13 protein-coding genes are annotated in these 15,068 nt (G+C 66.5%); 2 read left to right on the top strand and 11 right to left on the bottom strand.

Annotated elements, in window-relative coordinates:
* Positions 1–88: 88 nt before the first annotated feature.
* The 4 genes from AC5P68_RS17685 to AC5P68_RS17670 form a co-directional block, all read right to left on the bottom strand.
* On the bottom strand, positions 89–1,600 hold the full coding sequence (locus AC5P68_RS17685) for an ATP-binding protein (RefSeq protein ID WP_414498153.1): 1,512 nt from the start codon (positions 1,598–1,600) through the stop codon (positions 89–91).
* Positions 1,601–1,604: 4 nt separating this feature from the next.
* Positions 1,605–2,045, bottom strand: a complete 441-nt coding sequence (locus tag AC5P68_RS17680; protein WP_005411057.1) for a response regulator — start codon at positions 2,043–2,045, stop codon at positions 1,605–1,607.
* Positions 2,042–3,859 carry a sensor histidine kinase gene (locus AC5P68_RS17675; protein WP_414498152.1) on the bottom strand — a complete coding sequence of 606 codons (1,818 nt, stop codon included), beginning with the start codon at positions 3,857–3,859 and terminating at the stop codon, positions 2,042–2,044. Before AC5P68_RS17675 ends, AC5P68_RS17680 begins: the two co-directional genes overlap by 4 nt.
* A gap of 234 nt (positions 3,860–4,093) precedes the next feature.
* A complete protein-coding gene (locus tag AC5P68_RS17670; protein ID WP_049447825.1) occupies positions 4,094–4,477 on the bottom strand; it encodes a BON domain-containing protein in 384 nt (127 codons plus the stop codon).
* Positions 4,478–4,647: 170 nt separating this feature from the next.
* Between AC5P68_RS17670 and AC5P68_RS17665 the strand changes: the two genes are divergently transcribed.
* The gene (locus tag AC5P68_RS17665; RefSeq protein ID WP_024957042.1) at positions 4,648–5,691 is read left to right on the top strand and encodes an oxidoreductase; all 1,044 of its coding nucleotides are present in this window, start codon (positions 4,648–4,650) and stop codon (positions 5,689–5,691) included.
* 289 nt (positions 5,692–5,980) lie between these two features.
* Here AC5P68_RS17665 and gnd read toward each other — a convergent pair whose 3' ends face one another.
* From gnd to AC5P68_RS17630, 7 genes are all read right to left on the bottom strand, one after another.
* Complete coding sequence (gene gnd / locus AC5P68_RS17660; RefSeq protein ID WP_033834559.1) at positions 5,981–6,886, bottom strand: phosphogluconate dehydrogenase (NAD(+)-dependent, decarboxylating); 906 nt, start codon at positions 6,884–6,886, stop codon at positions 5,981–5,983.
* A gap of 10 nt (positions 6,887–6,896) precedes the next feature.
* Positions 6,897–8,132 carry a hypothetical protein gene (locus tag AC5P68_RS17655; protein ID WP_231522687.1) on the bottom strand — a complete coding sequence of 412 codons (1,236 nt, stop codon included), beginning with the start codon at positions 8,130–8,132 and terminating at the stop codon, positions 6,897–6,899.
* A 17-nt stretch (positions 8,133–8,149) separates the two neighbouring features.
* Positions 8,150–8,740, bottom strand: coding sequence for a DUF2242 domain-containing protein (locus tag AC5P68_RS17650; RefSeq protein WP_024957044.1), 591 nt, complete (start codon positions 8,738–8,740; stop codon positions 8,150–8,152).
* Positions 8,741–8,984: 244 nt separating this feature from the next.
* Positions 8,985–11,162, bottom strand: coding sequence for a carboxy terminal-processing peptidase (locus tag AC5P68_RS17645; protein WP_033834547.1), 2,178 nt, complete (start codon positions 11,160–11,162; stop codon positions 8,985–8,987).
* Between the two features lie 237 nt (positions 11,163–11,399).
* Positions 11,400–12,410, bottom strand: a complete 1,011-nt coding sequence (gene lipA, locus AC5P68_RS17640; protein WP_005411065.1) for a lipoyl synthase — start codon at positions 12,408–12,410, stop codon at positions 11,400–11,402.
* Positions 12,411–12,427: 17 nt separating this feature from the next.
* Positions 12,428–13,138 (bottom strand): lipoyl(octanoyl) transferase LipB, encoded by a 711-nt coding sequence (gene lipB / locus AC5P68_RS17635; RefSeq protein WP_005411066.1) that lies wholly within the window; start codon positions 13,136–13,138, stop codon positions 12,428–12,430.
* Positions 13,126–13,404: a YbeD family protein gene (locus tag AC5P68_RS17630; protein ID WP_005411067.1), complete on the bottom strand. Its 279-nt coding sequence runs from the start codon at positions 13,402–13,404 to the stop codon at positions 13,126–13,128. Before AC5P68_RS17630 ends, lipB begins: the two co-directional genes overlap by 13 nt.
* Positions 13,405–13,754: 350 nt before the next feature.
* Between AC5P68_RS17630 and AC5P68_RS17625 the strand changes: the two genes are divergently transcribed.
* Positions 13,755–14,813, top strand: a complete 1,059-nt coding sequence (locus tag AC5P68_RS17625; RefSeq protein WP_080353462.1) for a lipid A deacylase LpxR family protein — start codon at positions 13,755–13,757, stop codon at positions 14,811–14,813.
* The last annotated feature ends 255 nt before the right edge of the window (positions 14,814–15,068 follow it).

The following is a 15,068-nucleotide window of genomic DNA, read 5'->3' as shown; positions in this document are numbered from 1 at the left end:
TGCCGAACGGTAGTGCCGGCCGCTGGCCGGCAACCGCGTTGATCCCGCCACACAGGGATGCCGGCCAGAGGCCGGCACTACCGGGGCATCAGCCCAGCGCTTCGGCCACGGCGCGGAAGACCTGCTGCATCTGCAGCGGCTTGTGCAGCACATGCACCTCCACGCCGTCCGGGAAGGCATCGGCCGCGACCGGCACTGCCGGGTCTTCCAGTACCAGTGCCGGGCCGCGATAGCCCAATGTCGCCATCTCGCCCAGCAGCTGGCTGGCCGGCAGCAGCTTGGAGCCGGCATCGGCAATCACCAGCGCGGGCATCGCCTCCTGCTGCATCCAGCGCAGCGCTGCCGGCCCATCGGAGGCCAACTGCAGCTGGTAGCCCTGGCTGGACAGCGCATTGCCCAGCAGCGATAGACGCGTGGCTTCGCCATCGACCACCAGGATCGATTGGCCGCTGCCCAAGGCCACCAGCTGTTCGATCGGCTCGCTGCCATCGATGGCGTCGTGCATCGGCAGGCGCAGTTCGAAGCAGGTGCCCTGCCCCGGCTGGCTGCTGACGTGAATGCTGCCGCCGGCACCTTCAACGATGCGCTTGCAGGAAATCAGCCCCAAGCCAGTGCCGTCGGCCTTGGTTGTGAAGAACGGATTGAACAGGTGCGACAGCGTGTCCGCATCCATGCCGACGCCTTCGTCGGCGACCCGTATGTGCATCCAGTCCACGCCATCGCGATGGCCAGCATGGCTGGCAGTCAGGCTCAGGCGGCCACCGTTGGGCATCGCCTGTATCGCGTTGAGCGCCAGGTTCAGCATCACCTGCTGCAGTTCGGTGTAGTTGGCGTCGACCACCAGGCCTTCGTCCTGCACCTGCAATTCCAGGCGCACCGCATCAGGCACGTTGCTGCGCAACAGTAGTGCCACCGCATCGAACAGGCCATCGATCTCGATGCGCTCGCTCGGCTTGCGCGAACCGCGCACGAACGACAGCATCGATTCGGCCATCTCATGGCCACGGCGGCCGCACTCGGCGATGACATCGGCCAGGTGGTGCAGCTGCGGATCGTCGGTACGCGCCTTCAGCAGGTCCGGCATGATCAGCAACGGCTGCAGGATGTTGCGCAGGTCGTGGCTGAGCCCGGCTGCCAGCAGCGACAGGCTTTCCAGGCGCTGTGCGCGCATCAGCTCGGTTTCCACCCGTGCGCGCTCGATCGCGCTGCGTGCATCGCGGATCGCACGTGCCACCGCCGACGGCAGGCGCGCCGGCTGGTGCTTGATGATGTAGTCATTGGCGCCCTTCTGCAGCGCCGCCACCGCATTCTCCTCACCCATGGTGCCGGAGACGAAGATGAAGGGTACTTCCGGCGAGGTCTCGCGCACGATGCGCAGCGCGTCATCACCGGAAAACCCCGGCATGCTCAGGTCGGACAGCACGATGTCCGGCTGGAACGCGGCCAGTGCCTGGCGCAGTTCGGCCTCGCTCTCGACACGCTCGAAGCGGGCCTCCAGGCCCGCATCGAGCATCTGTTCGGACATCAGCTCGGCATCTTCCGGTGAGTCCTCCACCAGCAGGATGCGCAGCGCCCCCAGGGCGGGACCGGTCAAGGGCATGGGCTCACTCGAGTTCCGGTGCCTGGTTGATCAACGCCCAGAACTTGCCCAGCGTCTGTACGGCGCCAAAGAACTGGTCCACGTCCACTGGCTTGACCACATAAGCATTCACGCCCATGTCCCAGCTCCGGGCCAGATCGCTTTCCTCGCGCGAGGACGACAGGATCACCACCGGCAGGCGCTTGAGCTCTTCGTGTTCGCGGATCTGCCGCAGTACTTCCAGGCCATCCATGCGCGGCATCTTGATATCCAGCAGCAGCACCGCCGGCAGGCCTTCCTCGCGGTTGGCGAAGGCACCACGGCGCAGCAGGTAGTCCATCACTTCCACGCCATCCTCGACGTGCACGATGGGGTTGGCCAGACGCGCCTCTTCCAGGGCGTCGATCGCCATTTCGGCGTCGGCCGGGCTGTCTTCGGCGAGAAGAATGGTGCGCAAAGTGGTCATGCAGAAGGCCCTTGTTTGTCCGCATCGATCGCGGGAGGCAGGTAGAAGTGGAAGGTGGCGCCGACGTCCGGTTCAGCCTCGGCCCAGATACGGCCGCCATGACGGGTGAGCACGCGGCGCACGCTGGCCAGGCCGATGCCGGTACCCGGGTAGTCGCTGGCCTTGTGCAGGCGCTGGAACACGCCGAACAGTTTGCCGGCATAAGCCATGTCAAAGCCTGCACCATTGTCGCTGACCGTGAACTGATGACCGCCGTCAGGCTGCGGCTGGTAGTCCACGCGGATCTTCGCCGGTTCGCGGTTGCCCGAGTACTTCACCGCGTTGCCGAGCAGGTTCAGCCAGACCTGGCGGATCATGTTCTCATCGCCGACCACGATCGGCAGCGGCGCGATGCTCCACTCCACCTGGTGCACATGGCCACTGTTCTCCGCCTCGGCCTGCAGGTTGGAATCGAGCATGGCGCGGGTATCGGCCACCAGCGACTGCATGTCCACCGCCTGCTGGCGCATCGCCGCGCGGCCCAGGCGCGAGTAGACCAGCAGGTCATCGATCAGCGCCGCCATGCGCCGGGCCGAACTGGAGATCACGTCCAGGTAATGACGGCTCTTGTCATCGGCAGCGTCGCCCAGGTGGCGCGACAGCTTGTCGGAGAATCCGGCGACGTGGCGCAGCGGTGCGCGCAGGTCATGCGAGACCGAGTAGCTGAAGGCCTCCAGCTCGCGGTTGACCTCGGACACCTGCGCGACCTTGCCTTCCAGCTGGCGGTTGAGCTCTTCAACGCGCAGCTGGACTGCGCGTTGCATGGTGACATCGCTGACCGTCAGCAGCACCACTTCATCATCGGTATCGGGCAGCGGCATGCGCCGTGCGTTCAGCAGCATGTAGCGCGCCATGCCGTCGGCGGTGCGCTGTTCGTGCTCGAAATCCCACAGCTCGCGGCCGCGCAGCAGCACGTCGGACAGGCGTTGGCGCACGACGGCGTCCTTCCAGGCACCGTCGCCGACGCTTTCCAGCAGCAGGCCATCGGCGCGTTCGTCCTGCAGCCCGTACAGCTCGGCGAAGGCGGGGTTATGCAACTGCACGCGCAGGTCGCGGTCGAGCAGCACAATGGGTTCGCGCACGGTCTGCAACACCGATGCCGCGCGTGCCGCCGAGCGCAGCGATTGGCGTTCGGCGTGCAGGCGCCGCCCGATCTGCCGCTGCAGGAGCCAAAGCACCAGGCCGAGCAGTCCCAGCTGGATCACCAGCGAACTCCAAGACACCAGCTCGGTCTGCTTGCGCTGGCGCGCCGCCTGCTCGGCCCGCAGTGTCAACAGTTGCTGTTCGCTGGCCTGGAGTTCTTCCACCAGGCCACGGATCGGATAGCGCGTGCTCAGGTCCTTCACCAGCTCGCGTTGATCGCTGTTGGGTTCAGATCTGGCCAGCTCGCGGGCAAGCGCCATCCGCCCTTCCAGCATCGATTCGATACGGCCGATGCGGATCAGCTGGTCGGGGTTGTCGCGGGTCATCCGCCCCAGTTCGGCCAAGCGACCGGGAATGTCGTTGGCTGCGGCCATGCGCTCGCGCAGCCCGGGTGCGTCCACGCCCTTGGACAGCGTCAATGCGGCCGATTCGACGTCGCGCACATCAGCCTGCAGCTGCTGCAGGGCCAAGCCCACCGCCTGGGTATGGTTGACCCAGGCCATTGCCTGCTCGTTGTCCTGCTGCAGTTTGCGCAGGGTCAACCACGGCACCACGATGATCGCTGCGGCCGCCAGCCCCAGGGCCGGCAACCGCCAGCGGTCCCAGATGTCGTCACTGAAAACCAGCGCCATAGTTCCTCTTCAGCACGGCCGCAGGGCGTCGGCCGGACCCTGTCCGGCTGCGGCGGAACCGGCAATATAGCGCAGGCGGTCACAACGCAGGGGTTTCCCCCCTGGTTGGCTGAACAGGTTCGCAGTCCTCAGACCTGTAGAGCCGGGCCAAGCTCGGCTGCCTTGGAGTTCCAGCCGAACATGGCCGCGGCCCTACAGCTCAACGGGCGCCCCGCGAGGGGGCGCCCGTCAGCTTCAGCGCTTGGCGGCAGCGCTGACCTTCAATGCGGCTGCATCAACGCGGGTCACGCCCTTGATGCCCTTGGCGGTGGTGACGGCCTTGTCCTTCTCGGCCTGGCTCGCTACGGCACCGCTCAGGCTGACCACGCCGTTCACGGTTTCCACCTTGATTTCGGTACCCGGAACGTTGCTGCTGGCGAGCAGGTCGGCCTTCACCTTGGTGGTGATCCAGGTATCGGTCACCGGCTCGTTGGAATCGTGGCGATCAGCATGGGTCGCCGGGTGCGTGCTGGTCGGCGGGCTCTTCGCGGCCGGATCCTTGGCGAATGCGGCCGAGGAGGACAGCGCCAGGCCCAGCGTCAGGGCGGAGGCAATCAGCGTGCGGGTCGTATTGCTCATCGTGTCGTACTCCTTCGGAATGTGCTGCCAGTCTGGACAAACCGGCGTAGAGCAGGCGTGGCGTTGCGGTCATGCCGCTGTGAATCGGGCTACCTGCAACGACAACCGTTCAGCTTTGGCCCGTGAGCCCGCGTCGTTTACCCTGCCCTTCCCACTGCCGGAGCTCTGTCATGCGCCCCGACCTGCAACTGGCCCTGATCGGCTACGGCCTCGCCGGCCGTGTCTTCCACGCACCGCTGATCCAGCACACACCCGGCCTGGTGCTGCACAGCATCGTCAGTTCGCAGCGAGACACGTTGCTGCGCGCGTTCAGCGACGTGCACGTGCGTGCCACGCCGCAGGAGGTGTTCGACGACCCGGCCGTGGATGCCGTAGTGATCGCCACGCCCAATGAACAGCACGCGCCGCTGGCGATCGCAGCGCTGGCCGCCGGCAAGCACGTGCTGGTCGACAAGCCGTTCGCGCTGGATGTCGCTGAAGCCGAAGCCGTTCTGGCTGCGGCACGCGATGCCGGACGCATCGCCACCGTCTTCCAGAACCGGCGCTTCGATGCCGACTTCCTCACGCTGCAGGCGCTGCTTGCGGACGGGACACTGGGCGACATCGCCGAGTGCCATGTGCACTTCGATCGCTATCGCCCGCAGGTGCGTGACCGCTGGCGCGAGCAGGACGGTCCCGGCAGTGGCCTGTGGTACGACCTGGGCCCGCACCTGCTGGACCAGATGCTGGTGCTGTTCGGCTGGCCCGAAGCGATCGATGCTGATCTGGCCGTGCAGCGCGATGGCGGCAGCGCCATCGATTACTTCCACGCCGTGCTGCACTACCCGCGGCATCGCGCGATCGTGCATTCCGGTTCCCTGGTGGCAGCTCCCACGCCGCATTTCAGCGTGCATGGCAGCAAGGCCAGTTGGATCAAGCACGGCCTGGATGTGCAGGAAGCGCAGCTGCGCCGCGGTGTGGCGCCCGGTGCGCCCGGCTGGGGCATCGACCCGCGGCATGGCGAGCTGGTGCGCTGTGATGCCGAGGACAACGTGCAGCGCGGCACCGTCGACAATCTGCCCGGTGACTACCGTCGGTTGTATGCGCAGTTCGCCGCGGCCATGCATGGCGACGGCGAAGCCACGGTCGATCCGGTGCAGGCGCTGCAGCTGATGCGGCTGCTGCAGGCAGGCATGGACAGTGCGCGCGAAGGGCGGCGGATCGCGTTGGGGTGATCGGCAGGGCTGCGCCCTGCACCCGTGGTAGTGCCGGCCGCTGGCCGGCAACCTCAACAGCAACGACAAAAACCGGCAATCCGTGAGATGGCAGGATGGGTCCGGTTGCGGGAGCCGGACCCACCCCGCCTTCGACAGAGTCCCGCGCCCGACGGTAGGTGTCGACCTTGGTCGACACATCGACGTGGAAGCCATCGGAGACGGCTTTTGCAGAGTCGAGCCATGCTCGACTGCCTGCATGGGGTCAGAGCCCTTTCCTGCGGAAAGGGATCCGACCCCGGCTTCGTGCTTACGATTTCTTGATCGCGTGGCCGCCGAATTCGTTGCGCATCGCCGACAGCAGGCGGTCGGTGAACGAATTGGATTCGCGCGAGCGCAGGCGTTCCAGCAGCGACAGGGTGATCACCGGTGCCGGCACATCGAGCGAGATCGCTTCGGCCACGGTCCAGCGGCCTTCACCGGAGTCCTCCACGTACGGCGCGATGCCATCCAGCGACGGATTGCGCTTGAGGGCTTCGGTGCTCAGGTCCAGCAGCCACGAGCGCACCACGCTGCCGTGGCGCCAGACTTCGGCCACCTGGGCCAGGTCCAGTTCCATTTCCTGCTTGCGCTCCATCAGCGCGAAGCCCTCCGCGTAGGCCTGCATCATTCCGTACTCGATGCCGTTGTGGACCATCTTGGTGAAGTGGCCAGCGCCGGACGGGCCGACACGACCCCAGCCACGGTCTTCGGCCGGTGCCAGCGTGCGCAGCAGCGGTGCGATCTGCTCCACCACCGCCGCTTCACCACCGACCATCAGGCTGTAGCCTTCCTGCAGGCCCCATACGCCACCGCTGGTGCCGCAGTCGACGTAGCCCAGGTCGTCTTCGGCCAGCGCCTTGGCGCGACGGATCGAGTCCTGGTAGTTGGAGTTGCCGCCGTCGATGACGATGTCACCCTCGGCCAGGTGCGGAGTCAGCTGACCCAGGGTCTGGTCGACGGTTTCGCCGGCCGGCACCATCAGCCACACCACGCGCGGCACCGGCAGCGCGGCCACCGCGGCGGCCAGCGAATCGACCACCTCCAGGCCGGCCTCGGCGGCGCGCTGGCGGGCACCTTCGCCCGGGTCGTAGCCGACGACGCGGTGGCCGCCGCGATGCAGGCGCTGGGCCATGTTGGCGCCCATGCGGCCGAGGCCGATCATTGCAATATCCATTGTTTCACCTTCAGTTGGGGTCTAGGGTCAGGCTGCCTGGCCTGCCGGTATCCGCGCAGTGGCGCAGCTGCGCCTCGCGCCAACGCCGGTAGAGCGTGGTATGCAGATTGTGCACCGCCAGGTCGATCGAAAAGGGGGTTCGCGGGTTGCGGTCAAGCAGGCGGGCGATGTGGTAGCCGATGGGACGTATACCGCGCGGATGCACATAGATCACGAACTGCTGGTAGAACGGATCGTCCAGCAGGCGGTCCATGCGTGCCAGCGTGGCGTGGTAGCGCGGTTCCAGCCGTGCACGAAGGTCCGGGTCGCGCTCGAACAACAGGCGTTCGAAGTAGCGCCGGCCGATACGCGGGATGTCCTGCGCCAGCGCCCACAGCTCGGCATTGCGCTGGTCGTACCAGGCAAGGCCGCCGTGCGCGGCCAACGCCTGCGCGGCCTCCTCGCCCACCGACACCACCACGAAGTTTTCGGCCTGGTTGCTCAGGTCGTCCAGCATGCCCTTGTCGTACACATGTTCGATGAAACCAGGCACACCGACGAAGGCCTGGCGGCCCATCGCCGAGGTGCGCACCGCCTTGCCATCGGCGAAGTAGTCACCGGCGTGTGCGCCAAGCAGGATGCTGTCGGTATCGTGCAGCGCGAGGAACGTACCGATCGACAGTTCTTCTGCGGAGAATGCAGCGTCGAAGGCCGCATCGCCATACAGCTCGCGCTGTGTGGCCAGTTGTGCGACCTGGCGACCGACTCCACATTCGGCGCGTACATTGCCGCTGTAGAACGCCTGCAGCGCCTGGCTGTTGCCCGTAATGGGCACGAAACCGCGGCCGAAGCTTCGCGTGCGCTGCCAGCCTTGCGCGTGTGCGCCGTGCAGGCCGAAGCCGATCCAACCGAGCTGCAGGCCAGAGAAGCGGAATCCTGCATTGCCCTGCAGTGCAGCAGCGGCACGTTGCGTGGCTGCATCCAGCTGGAAGGCGTAGGCGCAAACCGTAGCCGGATCGTCCAGCACCTGCTGCAGCAACGCCTTGCGCGCTGCAGCGGGCATGTCCGCCGGCCATTGCACGCGCAGATCGCCTGCCGCCTGAGCCTCCGGCAGCGACGCGCGCGTGCACACAGGGCCACCATGCACCTGCGGTGCACTGATCGCGCGTGTTTCGAAGTGCCACCCCAGGCGCTGCAGCAGGCCTTGTGTACAGTCCAGCGGCGTGGCTGCCGTGCCCAGCGCGGGCAGCAGCAGGGCCACACCCATCCATCTGCCGCGCACGTTCAATCCTGGTCCGTGCTCGCCGGTGCGGGCTCCGGGGTTGTGACCACAGGCGGAACGGGCTTGCCTGCCTCCGCCGGAAGGTACTGTTGCAGGCGCTGGAAGAAGCGACGATAGAACTCAGCATCGGTAACCGTGCTGCTGGCCACTTTCACCAGCGAGTCGTCATTGCTGCCGAACGGCAGCGATACAGATCCGAGCGCACCGACGCCAACACTGGCCGAGGTCGGACTCTTCTTCAACGCATAGCGATCCTGCACGGCACTGACGAATACCAGTGTCTGGCTCCCGCGCGGTGCGCAGGAAATACGCAGCACCAGCTGCTCGTGATCGTCCTCGCGCGGCTGGAAGTTCTTGTTGCCTTCCACCTGCGCCGCGTCGGAACGGGCGATGGCATAGCCTTGGCTGAGCAGGGTGCGCCGTGCGGCCTCGCAGGCGTCACCGGGACGGCCATCGACGGTGCGCGAGAAGGTGTCGCCGGAATCAAAGGACTCACGCAGCAGGGTGCTGTCGGCGGCGCGGCCGCCACAGGCCGACAGGATCAGGGCGCTGGCGAGCGCCACGGCAACACTGGAAAGACGGGAGGCCCGCATGGGTACTCCTGCGAGGACGGTATCGCCAAGGGTAGTCCTGCGGCCGTGTGCGGCAGGTCGAAAGCACGCCCGCCAGCCCCCGCCGTTGCTGCCGGTTCATGCAGGAAAAGGGGACGGAGGGGATTAAGTCGTTTGTGGCACTTCGCCCCGCCACGCATGGCACGGCGCTACCGTGAACGAGGTCCCCCAAACGAAAAAAGGGCCGGCAATGCCGGCCCCTCGGGTATCACATGCCGTCGCCGGCTCAGTCCGCCCAGCGGCCGGCACCGGTGGACTGCGGCAGCACCTGCGCCGAAAGCGGGCGGTCGTTGGCCAGCAGGTTCACCGCGTCGGCCAGGATCGAGGCTGACTCGCGCAGCAGCGGGTCCGGGCGCTTTTCGGCAGCCTTCTCGCGCGCGGCATCCTTGACGATGTCGCGCTCGTTGCCGGTCAGGCCGTCATCGCTGCTGTCATCCGCCAGCGGATCCAGGGCCAGGCCCAGCTCCTTGCGCTGCACCTGGCGCTCCTTGCGCTGGGTATCCTGGCGCTCGCGCTCAGCGCGACGGGTCGCCTCGTTGAGCGAGATGTATTTCTTCGCCGCTTCGGTGCGGAACTGCTGCACGTCCTCGTTCCACCACTGGAACTCCTTGTCGGTGGCGATGCGCGCGTCGTGACGGGTTTCCAGCTTCGGCAGCAACGGCGCGAAGTTGCCGTACTGGGTGTGCGGCACGGCGGCGATGCGGGTCCACGGCAGTGCGTTGTCGTAGGTGCTTTCGCCGAACTCGGTGGCATCGACGCTGGCCGGGAACGCCAGGTCCGGCACCACGCCCTTGTGCTGGGTGCTGCTGCCGCTGATGCGGAAGAACTGGGCAATGGTCAGCTTGACCTGGCCGAAGCGCTGGGTCTCGCCGCTCGGCCAGCGGTCAAGGTCGACGATGTTCTGTACGGTGCCCTTGCCGAAGCTGGTTTCACCGATCACCAGGCCACGACCGTAGTCCTGGATGGCACCGGCGAAGATCTCCGAGGCCGAGGCCGAACCACGGTTGATCAGCACCGCCAGCGGGCCGTCCCAGGCCACGCCCTGGTTGCGGTCGCTGTTGACGGTGACGCGGCCACCGGATTCGCGCACCTGCACCACCGGGCCCTGCTCGATGAACAGGCCAGTCAGTTCGATCGCTTCATCCAGCGAACCACCGCCGTTGTTGCGCAGGTCCAGCACCACGCCGTCCAGCTTGTCGTTCTTGAAGCCGGCCAGCAGCTTGGCCACGTCGCGGGTGGCCGAAGCATAGTCGGCGGCGTTGCGGCGACGGCCTTCGAAGTCCTGGTAGAAGGTCGGCAGCTTGATCACGCCGATCTTCCGTGCCGGCTCGCCGTTGGCGGCCGGAATGGTCATGGTCTCGCCCTTGGCGGCCTGTTCGGCCAGGCGCACCTTCTGCCGGGTCAGCACCAGGGTGTGGTGCTTGCCATCGGCACCTTCGGCAGCCGGAATGAACTCCAGCTTGACCTGGGTGTCCTTGGCGCCGCGGATCTTGGCCACGACATCGTCGATGCGCCAGCCAATCACGTCCTCGACCTGGCCGGACTTGCCCTGGCCAACGCCGACGATGCGGTCACCCGGCTTCAGCGTGCCGTCCACCGCAGCCGGGCCACCGGCGATGATCTCGCGGATGACCACCACATCGTCCTGGCGCTGCAGCTGCGCACCGATGCCTTCCAGCGACAGCGACATCGCCTGGTTGAAGTTCTCGGCGGTGCGCGGGGTGAAGTAATCCGTGTGCGGATCAACGGCACTGGTGTACGAATTCATGAAGAACTGGAAGACGTCTTCGCCCTTCAGTTCATTGACCGACTTCTCCAGCGTCGCGTAGCGCTTGTCCAGCGTCTTGCGGATGTCATCCGGCTTCTTGCCGGCCAGCTTCAGGCGCAGCCAATCGTTCTTCACCGACTTGCGCCACAGCTCATCGAGCTCGGCACTGCTGGCCGCCCACGGCACCTTCTTGCGGTCGTACTCGAAGCGCTCGTCGGTGGTGAAGTCCGGCTCCTGCTTGAGCAGCTTGCGCGCGTACGCCACGCGCTCGCCGACGCGCTGCTTGTAGACAGCGAACACCTGGAACGCCGGCTCCAGCTCGCCGCCCCGGATGGCCGAGGCGATGTTGGCCTCGAACGGTGCGAAGCGCGCCACGTCGGCCTGGGTGAAGTACTGCTTGCCGCCGTCAAGCGTTTCCAGATAGCGCTTGAACACGTCCTTGGAGGTGGCCTCGTCCAGCGCGCGCGGGCGATAGGCGTAGCGGCTGTCGGACAGCAGGCCGTACACCAGCTTGGAGGTGGTCACCTGGTCGGCGGTGGCCGCCGCGGGCAATGCGGGCGAGTCGGCCTTGGCCGCCAACGCCAGTGGCGCGACCAGCGCCAGGGCCATCAGGAATGCGGGGGCTTTGAATTTCATTGACGTGCTCGAAGGCGCCTTGCCAAGGGGGAGACTGCGGGGTGTTAAGACACCACGACAGTGCCGAAAGTTGCCGGGTTTGTCACCCGGCCGCGCTCGGTGGAAAACCAGCCTAGCCGGGCCGGTGTAGCAAATTGTGAATGCAGGCGAAGGCGGGGCCGAGCATGGGCTCGGCTTTACAACAGGCAAAGGCGTGCGAACCAACGTTCGCACCCACCAGGGCGGTTCGCACCCACCTCAGGAGACGCCGGCGCCCTTGGCCTGCACGTCGGCGTGATACGACGAGCGCACCATCGGGCCGGAAGCAACATGGCTGAAGCCCAGCTCGTAGCCGTAGTCCTCCAGCGCCTTGTAGTCCTCCGGGGTCCAGTACTTCAGCACCGGGTGGTGGTGTGCGGTCGGCTGCAGGTACTGGCCGATGGTGATCATGTCCACGTCGTGTGCGCGCAGGTCGCGCAGGGTGGCCTTGATCTGTTCGAAGTCCTCGCCCAGGCCCAGCATGATGCCGCTCTTGGTCGGCACGTCCGGATGCTGCGCCTTGAAGTTCTTCAGCAGGTTCAGCGACCACTGGTAGTCCGCACCCGGGCGCACGTTGCGGTACAGGTCCGGCACGGTCTCGATGTTGTGGTTGAACACATCCGGCGGGTTCTGCGCCAGGATCTCCAGCGCGCGCTCCATGCGGCCCTTGCCACGGAAGTCCGGGGTCAGCACTTCGATGCGGGTGCCCGGCGACTTCTCGCGAATGGCGGTGATGCAGTCGACGAAGTGCTGGGCACCACCGTCGCGCAGGTCATCGCGGTCGACGCTGGTCACCACCACGTACTTCAGGCCCATGTCGGCCACGGTCTGGCCGAGACTGGCCGGTTCGTTGGCATCCGGCGGCTTCGGGCGGCCGTGGGCCACGTCGCAGAACGAGCAGCGGCGGGTGCAGACCTCGCCCAGGATCATGAAGGTGGCGGTGCCGTGGCCGAAGCACTCGTGGATGTTCGGGCAGCTGGCTTCCTCGCACACGGTCACCAGGCGGTTTTCGCGCAGCTTGGCCTTCAGGTTCTGCACGGCATTGCCCGAAGGAATGCGCACGCGGATCCAGGACGGTTTGCGCAGCACCGGCGCGTCGGCGAACTGCACCGGCGAGCGGTTGATCTTGTCACCGCCCAGCTGCTTGACCCCGGCCTGCAACGGCGCGGCGGACGGGGAGTCGCCCTGCACGATCTGCAGGGGAATGGAACGGGCGGTGGTTTCAGTCATGGCAGTTCCGGGGGCGGTCAGGCGGCCGCAGAAAGATCGGGCAGTTCGGGGGTGTGCTGCAGCAGCAGGCCGAACTGGCGGGCCAGGTGGTCCAGCAGCACCGGCTTGACGGCCTCCATCCCGGAGGGACCGCCCAAGTCTACCACCGAGGTCACCTGCAACCCCTGATAGCCACAGGGATTGATGCGGTGGAAGGGCTCCAGGTCCATGGCCACATTGAAGGCCAGGCCGTGGAAGGTGCAGCCGCGACGCACGCGGATGCCGAGGGCAGCGATCTTGGCGCCGCCGACATAGACGCCCGGGGCGCCCTCGCGGCGTTCGGCACCGATGTTCCACTCGCCCAGCGTATCGATGATGGCCTGCTCGATGCGGCACACGTAATCGCGCACACCGATGCCCAGGCGCGGCAGGCGCAGCAGCGGGTAAACCACGATCTGGCCGGGGCCGTGATAGGTCACCTGGCCGCCACGGTCCACATGCAGCACCGGGATATCGCCCGGCGCCAGCACATGCTCATCCTTGCCGGCCTGGCCCAGGGTGAACACCGGGTCGTGTTCGACCACCCACAATTCGTCGGCATCGGTGTCGCTGCGCTGGTCGGTGAAGCGCTGCATGGCGCGCCACACCGGCTCGTACGCCTGGCGGCCAAGGTCACGGACCAGCGCCGGACGCGGCGCGCGGTCCTCGGGGGCGGCTTCAGCCGGGCAGCTGTCGGCTACAGCGTCCACTTCACTTCCGGGTGGTCGCGCAGCGCCTGGTGCGCCAGGTCGTACTGTTCGCGGCTCTCAGCCTTGAACACGATGCGGACGGACACGTACTTGCCGTTGGAGGAATGCTTCCAGCTGATGCGTTCATTGACGACATCGATGCCGGCAGCCAGCAGCAGGCGGGGGAGCTCATGTTCCAGGCCGCGGTTGGCCGGGCCCATGGCGCTGAGCTCGAACTGGCCGGGGAACTGGAAGCCGTGGTCGGGGTTGTCGGACTTGATTTCCATGGACCCATTATCGGGCCGCAGGGCAACAAACCCAAGAGTATTCATCAACGTCAAAGACGGCACCGGCGGCCTGCTGCGTTGCAGGCGGCCCAGCGGCGCGGGCCGAAGCCCAACGGCAGCTGACTGCAATCTGCTGTCACGCACTGGCCCAGGCAACGTACGGCGACCAGTGGTCTTCTTCACACCAGACCTGCGGCGCTTGCGCGGGTAACAAATTGTGTCCGCTGGACAATGTTGTTTTCGGAACAGACAAGTGATTCGAACGTGCTCGTTCCGCCGCGCGGGCGCGAGTACCGTAGCGTTGCATATAACGACTGAAAACCGTCCCCTTCCCCATGAGCATTCCATCCATGCGTAGTGTCGCAGCCCTCGGGCTGGCCGGCCTGCTGGCCTCTGCCCTCCCCCTTGCCGCCCAGGCGGCCGAACAATGTGGCCCGGACGCGATGCGCGACCACCCGCCGCAGATCAACTTCCGCGTTGACAACGACCTGTTTGGTGGCCGCCACCAGGACCAGGGCTACACCAACGGTGCGCTGTTGACCCTGGTCTCGCCCAATCTGGTCGACTACACCGACGACCCCTGCCTGCCGCGCATGGCGCGCTGGGTGAACCAGTACCTGGAAGGGCTGCATCCGGGCAGGTTCGAACAGCAGAACATGATCTTCAGCATCGGCCAGGGCATCTTCACCCCGACCGATTTCAGCCGCAGGGACCTGATCGAGGACGACCGTCCTTACGCCGGCGTACTGATCGCAAACTTCGGTTTCAATGCGCGCAGCGGCGACCGCCTGCAGACCACCCAGCTGACTCTGGGCGTGGTCGGCCCGTGGGCACAGGGCAAGCAGGTGCAGAATGCCGTGCACGAAGTGCTGGGCGACGAGAAATTCAAGGGCTGGGACAACCAGCTGCACAACGAGCCGCTGTTCATGCTCACCCATGAGCGCATGCGCCGCTGGCCCGGCGATGCCAGCGTCAATGCCGACGGCTGGGGTTGGGACGCGATCAGCCACTACGGCGGGTCGATCGGCAACCTGGAAACCAAGGTCAACCTCGGCGGTGAAGTGCGCTTCGGCTGGAAGCTGCCGGACGACTTCGGCAGCACGCCGTTGCGCCCGGCCGGCGAGAACACTGCGCCGACCCGCGGCGGCCGTCCCAATGGCTGGTCCTGGCACCTGTTCGCGACCTCGGACGCGGCCTGGGTGATCCGCGACATCACGCTGGATGGCAACACGTTCCGCAACAGTCACAGCGTGGACAAGCGCCATGTGGTGGCCTACGGCGGCTACGGCGTGGCCGTGATGTACGGACGCTGGAAGTTCGCCGCGGCGCGCTACCACAGCACGCGCGAGTTCAACGGCCAGCGCGAAGCACCGGTGTTCGGCAGCTTCACCATCAGCCGCTCGCTGTAAGCGAGGGGCTGAGGGTGAAGCGGGTAGGTGCCGACCGTTGGTCGGCACACCGGTTATTGCATGGCTCGCTGTAAGCGAGGGGCTGAGGGTAGTGCCGGCCGCTGGCCGGCTGCCGGCATATCCGGATGGGTCCATGGGGAGCCGGCCAGCGGCCGGCACTACCCACATCCGGATGGGTCCATGAGGAGCCGGCCAGCGGCCGGCACTACCCACATCCGGATGGGTCCATGGGGAGCCGGCCAGCGGCCGGCACTA

Source organism: Stenotrophomonas sp. YJH_SMC_58 (assembly GCF_059369635.1).
Note: the sequence above shows the minus strand (reverse complement) of the source record. Positions and strands in the feature narration are given on the sequence as shown.

Bases quoted from the DNA above. Each gene is read 5' to 3' on its own strand.
- AC5P68_RS17665 (WP_024957042.1), top strand. From the start codon at position 4,648: ATGCGCCCCGACCTGCAACTGGCCCTGATCGGCTACGGCCTCGCCGGC.
- AC5P68_RS17655 (WP_231522687.1), bottom strand. From the start codon at position 8,132: ATGGGTGTGGCCCTGCTGCTGCCCGCGCTGGGCACGGCAGCCACGCCG.
- AC5P68_RS17645 (WP_033834547.1), bottom strand. From the start codon at position 11,162: ATGAAATTCAAAGCCCCCGCATTCCTGATGGCCCTGGCGCTGGTCGCG.
- lipA (WP_005411065.1), bottom strand. From the start codon at position 12,410: ATGACTGAAACCACCGCCCGTTCCATTCCCCTGCAGATCGTGCAGGGC.
- AC5P68_RS17685 (WP_414498153.1), bottom strand. From the start codon at position 1,600: ATGCCCTTGACCGGTCCCGCCCTGGGGGCGCTGCGCATCCTGCTGGTG.
- AC5P68_RS17670 (WP_049447825.1), bottom strand. From the start codon at position 4,477: ATGAGCAATACGACCCGCACGCTGATTGCCTCCGCCCTGACGCTGGGC.
- AC5P68_RS17680 (WP_005411057.1), bottom strand. From the start codon at position 2,045: ATGACCACTTTGCGCACCATTCTTCTCGCCGAAGACAGCCCGGCCGAC.
- gnd (WP_033834559.1), bottom strand. From the start codon at position 6,886: ATGGATATTGCAATGATCGGCCTCGGCCGCATGGGCGCCAACATGGCC.
- AC5P68_RS17675 (WP_414498152.1), bottom strand. From the start codon at position 3,859: ATGGCGCTGGTTTTCAGTGACGACATCTGGGACCGCTGGCGGTTGCCG.
- AC5P68_RS17650 (WP_024957044.1), bottom strand. From the start codon at position 8,740: ATGCGGGCCTCCCGTCTTTCCAGTGTTGCCGTGGCGCTCGCCAGCGCC.
- AC5P68_RS17630 (WP_005411067.1), bottom strand. From the start codon at position 13,404: ATGGAAATCAAGTCCGACAACCCCGACCACGGCTTCCAGTTCCCCGGC.
- AC5P68_RS17625 (WP_080353462.1), top strand. From the start codon at position 13,755: ATGCGTAGTGTCGCAGCCCTCGGGCTGGCCGGCCTGCTGGCCTCTGCC.